Here is a 13,636-nt window from a genome sequence, read left to right as displayed (position 1 = left end):
TTTAGGTTCAAAAACCGGTCTTAAAGTGGCGCACTTTTAAAGCATAACTGTGGCTCATTTTTAGACCATAATTGACACTCAGGTCACAAAGTTGCCGCAATTCAGGCGGCAAATGGAACTCCAGCAGGTCACACGCCGCCGCGGGCTGGGTCATAAAATTCTTAAAAAGTGCATCATGGGGTGTAGGGGTCGTTTTCATCGGGCGATGATAGTTATGAGGATCAGTGTGAGCAATCACTCTGCTCCACTTTAGGACAAACATTTTTTCTTTTAAAATAATGGGTTATCGAGATGAATAAGAGAGGGAAAATAATCACAGTACGGAATAAATAAGGTGCGAAAAACTGGTAAAATAAGGCGACGTCTAACACAACATCGCCCGCTAGAATGGGGGTTAACGCGTTATTGCGTCAGGTCTTCATCACGTAGGCCAGTAACTTCCTTTACCAGAGTGCGATCAACACCTTCGGCCAGTAGAGACCTAGGGCCGTTTCCCGATAGCTTTCAATGTATCCTTTCAGAAAGCTTTCTAGTTCCACTGCTTCTGCAATTTTCATCAGTGCTTCCTTGTACTACGACGAGTTATTGGGTCACCCATCTGATCGTCGAATTAATTAATAAGCGTTTATTAGTCGACGGTGTTTAGGTAGCCACCTTGAGATTCCCGTCTCCGTAGGTGGTGAGCTGGATGGGGTGACAGACCAGTCACAAAAAAACCGACGCATCCTGCGGTGCCCCCGCCCAGCTCACCATTTCTTGCTTATTACCCATGTAACCGTGTCTACGTCATGCGCTTTGGTGTATGCCGGACTGCCAAATCCGGTAAAGGATTTCACCGCAGCGGTGTGACTATAACCCGATGAGGTTCTGCTGATCAATTAGCCAACATCATTTTAGGAAAAACTTTTTCCTAAGTTAAAATAATGAGTTACAGGTAAAATCAAGAAGTATCTATACCACATCCGCTAAAGATAATAGTAGCGGAAGCCGGTGGAATTTATTGCTCGTTCAAATCATTGTTGACGAGCTTGCCGCTGGCAGATGTTTGCAATTGAGTGAGGGCGGGTAACAGGATACTGATTGATGCCAGACAGTGGCCCAGTTGGCACAGACTTTCTGCTGAGAGATCCAACACCTCGTTGTCGGCAAAGGACACAAAAGTATCCCCGATAAAATTTAGCCCATGCAGCAGTCCGGCTAACACTCTTCGCTACTGTTTGCCAGTTCCAGTGTGTCATCAGCACTCAGGTGTGACATATCCAGCTTACCGAACACCTCAGTCAATGTGGGATAAAGTCTATTGGTATCAGGCAACATGGCGCTTCTCCTGTGGTTTGCAAGAAACAAACACCAGTGAGAAACCGGCCAGCAGATTGCGGGCTTCACATTCAGTGGGAGCCAAAACGGAGATCAGGCGCAACGGAGAAATTTCGGCCAATAATGTGTTAGAACGGGCGTTAAGGAAGGTGTAGAGCTTTGAATATGCACGTATGTTACTATTAGCGTCAGCCATAGCATTACCTCGTTTAATGTTGTGGTTAGATGCCCTGACGGTGTTCCCGCACTTTCAGGGCATTGCAATTACAGCAGTTATTACCATCAATAATTTCAACGTACTATTTTTGTGGCTGATGGTAACCACAATTATTCTGATTCGAATTATTCGCCTAACCAGTTGTCGACAATCAGTCCAGGCACGCGATCAAATTCTTTACGGTTATTTGTGACTAATATCAATCCAGTACTTCGGGCATGACCTGCGATATGTAAATCATTAACACCTATGGGTGTCCCTTTTTGCTCCAGACTCGCACGTATCGAACCATAGTGAATGGCGGCTTTATCGTCATAATCCAGTACAGTAAGACGTGAAACAAAGTCCTCTACAACACTCAAATTGCGTTCAGGTGCCGCACTTTTCTCTACGCCATGCAACAACTCAGCAAGTGTGATGGAAGAAATAACCATTCTGCCCGCATTAGCGTTAAACCGACCTAACACTTCTATAGGTCGGCGTTTAATGACATATATAACGATATTAGTATCGAGCATGTACTTATGCATTAAAATAACTCACGCTCTGATTGATGCTGTTCTGCACGTTCTGTCAGAAAATCATCTGAAACACGCGGACTATTGAAGAAAAAGCTATCCCAAGAGTTTTCAACGGGTGACAAGATACGCTCATTCCCTACCGCTCTTACCGTCACTGATTTAACATTCTCTGGAAAGCGCATATCCACCGGTAAACGCACATTTTGAGTACGATTGTTTGTAAAAATGGTGCCCTGTGACATGTTGAGCCTCCTCTATATATAAATTATGATTAAAGTATATACAACACCTAGCCATAGAGCAATGCCATATAGCACATGTGTAAGCAAAAAAATGGAATTTAAGAGAACGCATTGATATATAAATTGCGAGAGTTTTATTGATTCACTTTAGCTAGTTAAGTCTCTCTAAGAAAGTCACCAGCAATCGTTAAGTCATGCTGGTTTAGTTTTTTGTCCTGTTGTCTAACAAGATTAGACAATGGTCAATATTTTCAAACGATAGAGAGTCGTCTTTTGTAGCCCCGGAGACACAATAATTCAGTTTATGGCGATAAGTGTAGTCCTTGGGATACAAGAAATTAAAAAGCCATTGTCGATAAAGCGACTGATTCAGTAAACAATACACCGACAAATATCCCGCTAACTGTAACCACGGACATCATCCCGAACAATGCCTCAGCTGTGGATAAAAAGGATATTGCGTAGAGAGTTACGCGAAAGAGGCATTGAACCTAAAGGTTAGTGGAATCATAAAAACAGACGGGTTTAGGTTTACTGATTAGAGTTGGCCTTGTGCACTTTTTAGATAAATCGAACAGCCCGAAAATGAACTACAATGAACCTCGCGCTGGCTGGGACAATGGATGGACGCATCGTTAACATTTCAGACGAAGCGAGGACATCAGTTTACGAACTCATTCAGCTGGTCGGAGGATCAATGGCCCAGTCATCCGAGCCTCTCGATAATCCCAGGCACCTTCATGTTGATGCTTCACTTGCTCGTAGTCTTGGCTTTCAGGCCACTGTAAGGACTGTCTATCAGGCTCAACAGGAAGGACTGCTTTAAGCCCTTCTGATATCGAGTCCGGTATTTATCTAACTGGATGTTATATTCCTTTTAATCAGCAGACGGATGATTTGCTGCTTTCACTCTGGGTATTGTTTGACGTGACGGGCTTAATTGCCCGGCATGTTATAAATTGTGTGAAATCACTACGCTTATTAAAGCCTTTATCCACTTCACATCTGAAAAGTATTTTTTATAGACGCCACTTTCAATAGATCCTTTGGCAGCTATCAATAAACCATTGACAGAAATAGGTGTACTGTCACTATATTTCTGTCATATAAAATACAGGCTTTATATTGAGCTATTCGGCCGCATTATTAATATAATGACTGAAGAATATGATTAGCTGCTTCCACTCGGACAGGATTAGGGTAATTTTTATTAGCTAACATCACTATTCCTATCTTCTTCTCTGGGATAAAAGCGATATATGCGCCAAAACCATTAGTGCTACCCGTCTTGTGTACCCAAGATGCTGGAACAGCAGAATATGGAGGCATCAACGCGTTGATTTTATGGGGTTGCAAGGCAATCTCATTGCTACTGAAAGCAATGACTTCTTGTGAGTTAATCGGCCAATTATACATTTCCCATCCCAGCCCTTGAAACATGTTCCCTGATCGGTAATAACGCGATTGGGCAGCGATGATGGCTTTCTTTAATTTATCATTATCAGCAAGAAGTTTTTCAGGCTCAATATTTGCCTGCATAAATTTTACCATATCTTGAGCCGTAGATTTTACTCCGTAGGCTTCAGCAGCCAGTACACCCGGAGTGACACGAACCGGTTGACCGTCTTTATATCCCCACGCGTAGTCTGATTGCATGGAATCGGGGATAGTTATAAAGGTATGTGTTAACTTTAAAGGTTGAAACACATGTTGGGCCATATAGTCTTCAAACGACAAATTGCTTTTTTTCACTGCCAGTGTGCCGAATAATCCAATACTGGCGTTGGAGTAGTTTCGCATCACGCCGGGTGCCCACTGCGGCTGCCATTGCTGGTAGTATTGCCACAATAGTTTCATGTTAGTGACAGTATCAGGAATTTGAAGAGGGAGACCACCCGCGGTGTATGTCGCCAAATTCAGCATGCTAATATCTTTCCACTGACGGCCAGTTAGCTCCGGGCTGTATTTTGTTACAGAGTCACTTAGGTTAAGAATACCTGTTTGCTCAGCATATCCACCAACTACCCCAGTGAAAGTTTTACTGACTGAGCCAAGTTCGAATAAGGTATTTTCCGTTACCGGGCGGCGATTTTTTATATCGGCAAAGCCATAGTTAAAGAACAAGGGTTTGCCGTCATAAAACACAGCAACGGCCATGCCAGGAATATCCTGTTTTTCAATTAATGGCGTCAGAGTGTTATTGACAATAGCCGCTATCTGCTGTTGTGTGAGAATCTTTTGTTCAGATGCATAAAGCGGCGAGGCTGCAAGAGTGGCAAAAATAAGAGAGCTGATAATCGAGGTTTTCATTGTGAGGACATCTTCCATGGGTTATTAAATGGCAAACAGTCATTTCTGTCCGTAACTAGTTTAGCTTGTATATTATAACGCACTGTACGCCGTTGACCACTGGTCAGAAAAGGAATGACTGAATTTAAGTGACCACGTAATGGAGACGTTGTTAGCGCCAACCTTTAAGGACTATCTGTGATGTTGCTATGACTTCGCTATCTCTCAGCTAAGCAGTCTTGTAGAATTTTTAACGTATCATGGTATAGTCCGATTTTTACGGAAAATTATGCTGACTAACTCATCCATTCGTCTTAACAAATACATTAGCGAGAGCGGTATCTGCTCGCGCCGCGATGCTGATCGTTACATCGAACAAGGAAATGTTTTTATTAATGGCAAGCGGGCTGCGGTTGGTGATCAGGTATATGTCGGGGATGTGGTGAAAGTTAATGGCCAACTTATCGAACCGCGTGACGAAAACGACTTAGTATTGATCGCGTTAAATAAACCGGTTGGCATTATAAGCACCACGGAGGATGGTGAATCCGATAACATCGTCGATTTCGTTAATCATAGTAAACGCGTTTTTCCTATCGGGCGTCTCGATAAAGACTCTCAGGGATTGATTTTCCTGACGAATCATGGCGATTTAGTCAACAAGATCCTGCGCGCTGGAAATGATCACGAAAAAGAATACGTGGTGACGGTTAATAAACCGGTGACTGACGAGTTTATTCTCGGCTTGGGTGCGGGTGTGCCGATGTTGGGTACGGTGACCAAAAAATGTAAAGTGAAAAAAGAAGCTGCCTTTGTGTTTAGCATCACATTAGTGCAGGGGCTTAATCGCCAAATCCGCCGTATGTGTAAATATTTTGGTTATGAAGTAACCAAGCTTGAACGCACCCGTATTATGAACGTCAATCTGAAAGGCCTGCCACAAGGCGAGTGGCGAGATTTGACCGACGATGAACTGACAGAATTATTCAAACTGATTGAGAATTCGTCGTCTGATGAAAAACCGCCAAAAAAGCCGAAGGTTAAAGCTATTACAGATAAAAAACCCGTCATTGTCCGATCCAAAAACACTGAAAAATCAGAAGGTAATTCAGCTGCCCGTAAGCGTTTTACTCAACCGGGGCGCAAGAAAAAAGGGCGCTAATTTCACGTGATTTTTACTCCTCCTGTGGCTAATGAATAGTATTTTTTTGTGAACCTAATGGCGTTGTATTTTATAACAACGCCAAATTTTGATTTTTTTAATCGGGCGCTTAATTGAATCAACTTAATGGGGTAAACATAGGGAGTAATAAAGACAACTTAATCACGATAGCATTGGCTATATCCAGGAAGAATGCCCCGACCATCGGAACAATAAGAAACGCAACGTGAGATGGCCCGAAACGATCGGTAACTGCCTGCATATTGGCAATTGCCGTTGGTGTAGCGCCTAAACCTAAACCACAATGCCCGGCGGCAAGAACCGCCGCATCGTAATTTTTCCCCATAACCCGGTAAGTCACAAATATTGCGTATAATACCATTAACAGTGTTTGCGCCAGTAGAATAGCCAACATTGGCAGGGCCAGGGAGGCTAGCTCCCATAACCTTAAGCTCATCAACGCTATTGCCAGGAAAAGAGAAAGGCTAACGTTACCCACGACAGAGACAGCACGGTCAAATACCTGATAAAACCGAGTGTAAGCGAGTATATTACTGAGAATGACCCCAACAAACAGGACATAAACAAAGACAGGTAATTCAAATACTGTTCCTACCAGCAGTTCCCTAATATAGCCGCCGATCATTAGACAAATGGTAATCATGGCAATGGTTTCGACCAAAACCAATGAGGTAATCATCCGCCCCGACTGAGGTTTTTCGAAGGTTGTCGGTTGTAACGTATCTTCTGGTCTTCCATTAGGCATCGCAGAATGTTTAATGAGATAAAGTGCAACAGGCCCGGCGATTAATCCACCTAATACCAAACCGAAGGTCGCGCAGGCCATTGCAACTTCAGTAGCATTAATTAACCCATAATTTTCGACAAATACACTGCTCCAAGCGGCCCCAGTACCATGTCCGCCAGACAGCGTAATGGTTCCGACCAATAATCCCATTAAGGGTTCCAGCCCGAGCATTTTAGCCATACCAATGCCAATCGTATTTTGTAATAGCAATAGGCCAATAACTACGACGATGAATTTTATTAATACCTTTCCACCCGCTCTTAAACTGGCGAGATTAGCGTTAAGGCCAATTGAGGCAAAAAAGGTCAACATCAATGGGTCTCGTAATGACGTATCAAAGTGAGCTTCCCAACTTGTGGTTTGGTGTATAAGCAGAAATATTAATGCGACCAGGAGGCCGCCAGCAATGGGGTCAGGAATAGCATATTTTTGTAATAAAGGAATTTTTTTGACGCACTGCCTTCCTAGTAATAGAACCAGACTTGCAGCGACGAGTGTGCCATAAGCATCGAATTGGAACATTTTTTTGGAATCCTTTATATGTAAAAGCAATAAACCGTTATTTACGGTGTTCTTTACACATTTTCAGATATCACATGAAGGAGGATTCATTGTAAAACTCCTGGTAAAAGGGATGGTTACTTATGGTTATGGCCTATTTTTTGATAAGTGTTTATATTCTTTGATAGGTGTTTATATGCCATATATTTAATACTCATATTGCCCTTGATACTTAATTAAAGCCTAGCAGGACTTTCTATTTTATTACTCCTGTCGCAATAATTTTTTTGCATAACATATTGTTTACACAATGAAGCGAGCAGACGGGGGTTATTACTGTAGAAACAGTTAAATTTAGGCAGTAAAACTCACTTTAAATGTATTACTCAGATTTATCACTATCAGGGTGGCGGTAGACTTCACCACAAATCAATACCACATCGGGTCTTCTTTGATGAAGACGAGCAGCGACAGCCATACACTCATGGCGTGTTGCGTAAATATCGTCAGTGACGGGCAGAGCCTCGCAAGCATCCATTCCGCAGGTGCTAACCAGTAAAGCAAATCCTATGAGCATATATTCTCCTTATTTATAGGATTTATATGAGTATAGCGTATTTACAGAAGAGGTCGCACACTCGTTTTTTATCGAAGCGATAGGGAGCAGGTCAGTTTCCTTGGGAGATTAAAAATCAACCAAATTTGGTAATAGCCACTCCGGCCATAATAATGGCACTGGCTATAAGCCGTAACATTGAGGGTTTTTCTTTTAACATCCAGATAGAAATAACCATTGCAAAGAGAACGCTCGTTTCGCGGAGTGCGGCTACCAAGGCAATTGGCGTACTTTTCATGGCCCAAATGACAATGCCATAAGCCAGTAATTGCATGGCCCCCCCGATGATGCCGTGACGCCAATGTTGTCGGATTTCACGAAACACCACATTGCGATGCAGGACCCAAAGTAGTCCAAACATGGTCATGCCATTGAACATAAATAGCCATAAAATATAACTGAGTGGTTCAATACTGGCACGGCTTCCTGCTCCATCGGATAGAGTATAACAGGCGGTAAATGCCGCAGTTGTTAATGCATAGAGGGTGGCTCTGAGATTAAGTTTATTTGGGCCATGGCGACCATCAAATGTCATCATAATAACCCCAGAAACCAAGATAACGGCACCTAATAAAGCCATTGCTCGTGGGATTTCAGACAAAATTAACCACGACAGCAGGGCGCTTAATAATGGCGCTACACCACGGGCAATCGGATAAATTTGTCCAAACTCTGCTTGCTCGTAGGCTTTACTGAGAAAGAGGCAATAACCTGTGTGAAAAGCGACAGACAGAAGTAACCACGGGATCGCGCTAAGCGAGGGTAAACCAACAAAGAAAATACCGAAGAATGAGATGACACCGGAAAAAAAGGCCATTACCGAAATAGCGACTAAACGGTCAGTACCAAATTTGACTAAAGCATTCCAGCTAGCATGCAATAGCGCTGCACCCAGTACCGCAATAAATATTTCCGTGCTCATCCCATCTCCTTATTTAGGCGCATTAGTTTACCTTGAATGACTTTGTTTGGCATGAGAATTAGTGGTGTAAAAGCAAATAGGATTTTTAACATTAGGATTAGAGGCGTTTAAGATTCAATGAAAAGGAATATATATGCCGAACATACTCAATATAAAAAGGTATTGAAAATGAGACTGAATAGCGTTACGGCTAGTGCTTCCTAAAAAAGCGGTATTTTGGCATTATATCGGTATGCAGTGTTTTTTTAGGATGAGTGATGAAACAGTTCCCTTTTGATAAACGTTACGAGATTGAAGATGCCAGCGGTGTTGTTGATTACTATATTGACGGCGATGAGTATATTCGTGGTCAGGATGGTGTGCCGGGTTATCGAATTGCAGGTTATGAAGTGTACGAGCATAATGCTGAAGCCAAACTCGCTGGTTTCCTGGAAGGGAAACATATCACAACCCCGGATGCGGATATTTTGCTGACGATTTTAGATGATATACCCGCAGAAAATTAATCTTTGTTAGTGTATTTTTCGGCTATGGGCTGCGATATAAACGTTATTCGCAGCTCATGAAAAGACGAGAAGTGGCACATGTGATGAGATATGTTTGAGGGCACAATGCATATGGTTGCTCAGTTTACTATGGAAAACATTGTCGGGCTGATTTTAGTCATCAGTTGCGTCATTGCCTTATTAATTGTCTCGGTGTGGGGAATGCGACGGCACCATTCTCGTTATAGTTTTATATTACAATTTGTAAGCTTCCTGCTGTGGTCTGTCATGGTGATTGTAGTGGGGAAAATCATCAATAATGCACTCGCTGACATAAAGATAAACTTCATCACAGCCAAGACAGTTAATTTTATCTGTATGTCAGTTATCCTGCTGATGTTGATGCGTAGGATGTTTGTATTATTTGATGTATTGGAAAAACGACAGGTAGCAAAAGGGAGTGATATTACCAGCGCTAAAATCATCTCGCGCATGCTAAAAATTACATTCGTGGTGGTCGTCGTTCTGCTCTATGGTGAGCATCTGGGCATGAGTTTTTCCGGGCTGGTTACCTTTGGCGGTATTGGGGGGCTTGCTGTCGGTATGGCTGGAAAAGATATTTTGAGTAATTTCTTTTCTGGCGTGATGCTTTATTTTGATCGCCCTTTTAATATCGGAGACTGGATACGTTTGCCAGATCGCCATATTGAGGGTGTTGTTGTTGAAATAGGTTGGCGGCTGACAAAAATAATGACGTTTGAAAACCGTCCACTGTATGTTCCAAACTCCACATTCACCGATACTAGTGTTGAAAACCCAGGGCGCATGACCAACCGCAGAATAAAAACCACTCTGGCGCTGCGTTATGAGGATGCGGATAAAATAGGGATAATTGTGGATGAAATGCATAATTTTTTAGCCAATAATGATGATATTGATCAGCATCAGACCTTATTGGTCTATTTCAATGGGTTTGGCGAGTCTTCCCTCAATGTTATGGTTTATTGCTTTACTAAGACCAAAGTATGGGCTGAATGGCTGGCAGTTCAGCAGAACTGTTATTTGAGATTTATCGATATAGTGCATAAGCATGGCGCAGACTTTGCTTTCCCCAGCCGCACACTTTTTATCGAAAATAACATAGAGCCACCGGAAACTTCAGCGAAACAGTAAAATCGACTAACGTCATCTTTTAGTGATAACCCGGTGGAGACATCATGAGTCAGCAAACCATTACGTTGTATACTGATGCGGATTTTTTCAGCCCTTATGTTATGTCTGTGTTTGTGTCACTGACAGAAAAAGCCCTTCCTTTCACTTTAAGTGCTATTGACCTGTCCGCTGGCGAGAACTTACGCGAAGAGTTTGCCAAGCTATCGGTCACTCGTCGTGTGCCAACCTTGATAATCGATGATTTTCGATTATCAGAATCCTCCGCGATTGCTGAATATTTGGAAGAGCGATTTTCTTCGCCAGAATATGCACGGATTTTTCCACAAAATAGGCAAGAGCGCGCTAAAGCACGCGAAATCCAAGCATGGTTACGCAGTGATTTGATGCCGATTAGGGTTGAACGCCCCACCGAAGTTGTTTTTGGCGGAGTGAAAATGCCCCCATTATCGGATGCGGGGCAACAAGCGGCACATAAACTTATTTCAGGGTTGAAACCTTTACTTTCTGATGGTCGGAAGAATTTATTCAGTGAATGGTGCATTGCAGATACTGATTTGGCGTTAATGATTAACCGGCTGGCGCTCAATGGTGACGAACTGCCGGCATACTTGCGTAAGTATGCAAGTTATCAATGGCAACGGCCTTCAGTACAGCAATGGCGTGGGTTGTCACAACAATAGTGAAGCACCGGGCGCAGAAGGGAGATATTTCGGTAAACAGCATCGGAGGGTCGGTTATTACTTTTTAATCGCCCTCACCAACAGCGGCTTAACCGATTATTTGGTTTTAGGCGATTTTTATGAAAGTAATATAAATTTAGTGAGTTAACAATGGCCGTGCTGCTGGAAAATATAATGATAAAAAGTGGGAAGTTAATACGTGCCACGGTGCTACTGACGGGCTTTTTTTTATTAGGCGCGTGTAGTCAATTACCCAGAAACCCAGTCCCTGTGGCGTTAATGCCACAGGCGGAAATCCTTGGTATGCCCAATATTCGTGCGGGAGCCGGGCATATTAGCCCAATATTTGAAGCTGACTTACTGCAATCTTATCAAGACGAACCGAAAGAGATGTTCCGCGTGGCTGATGGAACTCATGTTTATCCTCATTTAGCCTTATCTGGCGGAGGCCCTAATGGCGCCTTCGGTGCCGGTTTTTTGAATGGCTGGACTAAAACGGGCAAACGCCCGGTTTTTAAAGTGGTGAGTGGGGTATCAACCGGTGCTCTGATCGCGCCTTTTGCCTTTTTAGGCAGTGATTATGACCAGGCGTTGCATGACTTTTATACCACGACGACCACCCAGGATATTTTCCATCTGAATAATCTGCTATTTCGTCTATTTTTCCGCGAGTCATTGGCGGATACCAGCCCACTATCTCAGCTCATTGATGGTCATATAACACCGCAATTACTGAGTGAAATAGCCAAGGCCCATCAACAAGGGCGGCGGTTGTATATGGGCACGGTTGATCTTGATTCGCAGCGCTTTATTGTGTGGAACATGGGGCTGATTGCCACGAAAGGGACACCGGAAGCTTTAATGTTATTCCGTAAAGTGATGCTTGCCTCTTCCTCCGTCCCCGTCGCTTTTTCACCGGTATTTTTTGATGTGGTGGCTAAAGGGAAACATTACGATGAAATGCACGTCGATGGCGGTGTTGCGGCGCGAGTCTTTTATAATGGTGGGGTATATAGCTCCAAAGTGGTGCGTGCCAGAGCGGGCTTAGCCGAGAGTAAAGAAGACATTTATATTATTCACAATGGCCAGCTTGGCCCACAACCCGCACCTACTCCGCGATTGGTCCGAAATATTGCTTTACGCACGTTGGATTCAACCAGTAAAGCGGCATTAGTCGGCGATTTGTATCGGATTTATGCTTTCTCATTAGCTGAAAAATCAGGGTTTCACTGGATAACTATTCCACCGGATATTGATATTAACGGCGCAGAGATTTTTGATCCGGTGAAGATGGAGCATTTATATCAGGCGGGTTATGCAGAGGCTTTACAGGGGCCTAAATGGGCGTTACGGCCGCCGGGTGCTATTGAGATGGGGGCCTTATTGCAAGATGCTATCTCTAACGAGAATGGGGTAACAGACTCGCATTGACCGACATCAGGCTAGAATAACGGCATCTGGCTAAATAGAGGCAGCGAGCCATCAATAATTGCGGCACTGATATAAATAATAAAAAGTGAATAGAGAAAGAAATTGCTGATCATTTGACACCTCGGGTTACCTACAGGGGTAAAACATGTGACTATGTCAGAACCATAACACTATAGACTCTAATTGAATAAAAAGCGCACAACAAATGAATAAATAATGAATTTATTGTTACTGATTTGCGACAAAATTGGTTTTTTTTAGAAAACATTGAGATTTGAGGTCAAATTTTGCGGGCCACTAAGAGCGTGGGGCAAATGAGCCAGAGCTAAGAGTCACTGATAATATTTATTGAATCTCGTTTTTTATCAATCGGTTAGCCTAAATAGAAAACAATTTAAGCAGCATATGAGCAGAGAGAGTGAGATTGTGCTACACTATGCGACCGATAATCAAGGATAAAACATGAAAAAAGTCTCAATCATTGCTCAGTGCTTAATAAACGCTAAGAGTTTCAGTGAGATGTCCGAAGCTGAATCCTCGATAAAAAAGGTTTTCAACGACAGTTATGCCGATCATTCGTTTGATGAATGGAATACGGATGTTTCTACGTTGAGCGCGAACCGTATTATCAGCCTGGTTGCTGGTGCTTCCAAGGTTCGGGTCAGAGGGTTGATCCAAGAATTATGGAATCACTGATCCCAGACCAAGGGTTTCCAATAACCTGCCTACCATTTCACTACGCCAAGCATGCCAGCCATGCAGCGTGGTGAATATTTCCCCTCGTATCTTTCCATTTTCTGCTTGTTTCTTTCCATTGTCTCCTGCAAAACCGGTTATTTCCACTGAGTGAAATCTCATCCGGTAAAGATAATCTGAGTAACGCTGACCACTCCACGGTTTAGGGGCGTTGGTTAACGTAATCTAATGAGGTTGTACAACTGAGAGGCGAGCATATGTCATTTCTTGATAGCATCAGAAAACTGGTTAGTAGTGCCAAAGTAAACATTAAGTGCCCAGATTGCGGCGCAGCATCTGAGCAAAGCACAGAAAAAGTGCATAAAAATACAGCGTTAGTGTGCCCAAAATGTGGCTGTTTATTTTTGCCTAAAGACAAACAGTAGTGGCGGCTCAATCAGCCAAAAATCATAGACGCCCACCGCAGCAGCATTAATGCGCCACAGATGCAAAGTAATACCAAAAACATTTTCCAATGTTTTGTATGCAAGCGTTTGGTCACCATAGGCCTTTATTTTTACCTCAATAGATTTGTTT

Annotated in this window: 15 protein-coding genes and 2 pseudogenes; 7 read left to right on the top strand and 10 right to left on the bottom strand. The window is 43.1% G+C overall.

The features are described 5' to 3' along the window. Positions 1–76: 76 nt before the first annotated feature. From FTA91_RS07190 to ampC, 6 genes and pseudogenes are all read right to left on the bottom strand, one after another. Positions 77–199 (bottom strand): annotated as a pseudogene (locus tag FTA91_RS07190) (Rpn family recombination-promoting nuclease/putative transposase); the annotation flags it as partial. A 798-nt stretch (positions 200–997) separates the two neighbouring features. Then, a pseudogene (locus FTA91_RS07185) lies at positions 998–1,317 on the bottom strand (hypothetical protein). Continuing rightward, positions 1,307–1,513 (bottom strand): host cell division inhibitor Icd-like protein, encoded by a 207-nt coding sequence (locus FTA91_RS07180; RefSeq protein ID WP_046051084.1) that lies wholly within the window; start codon positions 1,511–1,513, stop codon positions 1,307–1,309. The pseudogene FTA91_RS07185 and the gene FTA91_RS07180 overlap by 11 nt, the downstream one beginning before the upstream one ends. 146 nt (positions 1,514–1,659) lie before the next feature. Continuing rightward, on the bottom strand, positions 1,660–2,064 hold the full coding sequence (gene vapC / locus FTA91_RS07175; RefSeq protein WP_005170069.1) for a type II toxin-antitoxin system tRNA(fMet)-specific endonuclease VapC: 405 nt from the start codon (positions 2,062–2,064) through the stop codon (positions 1,660–1,662). Then, positions 2,064–2,297, bottom strand: a complete 234-nt coding sequence (gene vapB, locus FTA91_RS07170; protein ID WP_042546888.1) for a type II toxin-antitoxin system VapB family antitoxin — start codon at positions 2,295–2,297, stop codon at positions 2,064–2,066. The genes vapC and vapB overlap by 1 nt, the downstream gene beginning before the upstream one ends. Positions 2,298–3,443: 1,146 nt before the next feature. Further along, a complete protein-coding gene (ampC, locus tag FTA91_RS07160; protein WP_145583120.1) occupies positions 3,444–4,607 on the bottom strand; it encodes a class C beta-lactamase in 1,164 nt (387 codons plus the stop codon). A gap of 268 nt (positions 4,608–4,875) precedes the next feature. Here ampC and rluF point away from each other — a divergent pair, with 268 nt between their 5' ends. Further along, positions 4,876–5,748 (top strand): 23S rRNA pseudouridine(2604) synthase RluF, encoded by an 873-nt coding sequence (gene rluF / locus FTA91_RS07155; protein WP_050116315.1) that lies wholly within the window; start codon positions 4,876–4,878, stop codon positions 5,746–5,748. Between the two features lie 118 nt (positions 5,749–5,866). Here the strand turns inward: rluF and gltS are convergent, their stop codons facing one another. From gltS to FTA91_RS07140, 3 genes are all read right to left on the bottom strand, one after another. Continuing rightward, on the bottom strand, positions 5,867–7,078 hold the full coding sequence (gene gltS, locus FTA91_RS07150) for a sodium/glutamate symporter (protein ID WP_145536073.1): 1,212 nt from the start codon (positions 7,076–7,078) through the stop codon (positions 5,867–5,869). Between the two features lie 361 nt (positions 7,079–7,439). Continuing rightward, positions 7,440–7,634 (bottom strand): hypothetical protein, encoded by a 195-nt coding sequence (locus tag FTA91_RS07145; protein WP_050116317.1) that lies wholly within the window; start codon positions 7,632–7,634, stop codon positions 7,440–7,442. Positions 7,635–7,749: 115 nt separating this feature from the next. Then, positions 7,750–8,595 (bottom strand): DMT family transporter, encoded by an 846-nt coding sequence (locus FTA91_RS07140; protein ID WP_145536074.1) that lies wholly within the window; start codon positions 8,593–8,595, stop codon positions 7,750–7,752. A gap of 257 nt (positions 8,596–8,852) precedes the next feature. Between FTA91_RS07140 and FTA91_RS07135 the strand changes: the two genes are divergently transcribed. From FTA91_RS07135 to FTA91_RS20215, 6 genes are all read left to right on the top strand, one after another. Next, positions 8,853–9,101, top strand: coding sequence for a hypothetical protein (locus tag FTA91_RS07135; protein ID WP_050116319.1), 249 nt, complete (start codon positions 8,853–8,855; stop codon positions 9,099–9,101). Positions 9,102–9,212: 111 nt separating this feature from the next. After that, positions 9,213–10,253, top strand: a complete 1,041-nt coding sequence (locus tag FTA91_RS07130) for a mechanosensitive ion channel family protein (protein ID WP_145536075.1) — start codon at positions 9,213–9,215, stop codon at positions 10,251–10,253. A 44-nt stretch (positions 10,254–10,297) separates the two neighbouring features. Then, a complete protein-coding gene (gene yfcF / locus FTA91_RS07125) occupies positions 10,298–10,933 on the top strand; it encodes a glutathione transferase (protein ID WP_145536076.1) in 636 nt (211 codons plus the stop codon). Between the two features lie 174 nt (positions 10,934–11,107). Continuing rightward, positions 11,108–12,364, top strand: a complete 1,257-nt coding sequence (locus FTA91_RS07120) for a patatin-like phospholipase family protein (protein WP_050116346.1) — start codon at positions 11,108–11,110, stop codon at positions 12,362–12,364. A 462-nt stretch (positions 12,365–12,826) separates the two neighbouring features. Beyond that, positions 12,827–13,060 carry a hypothetical protein gene (locus tag FTA91_RS07115; RefSeq protein ID WP_005272441.1) on the top strand — a complete coding sequence of 78 codons (234 nt, stop codon included), beginning with the start codon at positions 12,827–12,829 and terminating at the stop codon, positions 13,058–13,060. Between the two features lie 257 nt (positions 13,061–13,317). Next, positions 13,318–13,485, top strand: a complete 168-nt coding sequence (locus tag FTA91_RS20215; RefSeq protein ID WP_215624503.1) for a YnfU family zinc-binding protein — start codon at positions 13,318–13,320, stop codon at positions 13,483–13,485. Between the two features lie 11 nt (positions 13,486–13,496). On the opposite strand, the gene yniD is transcribed toward FTA91_RS20215, so the two are convergent. Next, positions 13,497–13,604 carry a small membrane protein YniD gene (gene yniD / locus FTA91_RS20300; protein WP_086019094.1) on the bottom strand — a complete coding sequence of 36 codons (108 nt, stop codon included), beginning with the start codon at positions 13,602–13,604 and terminating at the stop codon, positions 13,497–13,499. Between the last annotated feature and the right edge of the window lie 32 nt (positions 13,605–13,636).

Origin of the sequence: Yersinia thracica (genome assembly GCF_902170565.1) — a bacterium.
Taxonomy (GTDB): domain Bacteria; phylum Pseudomonadota; class Gammaproteobacteria; order Enterobacterales; family Enterobacteriaceae; genus Yersinia; species Yersinia thracica.
This window is presented reverse-complemented; position numbering and strand designations above follow the sequence as displayed.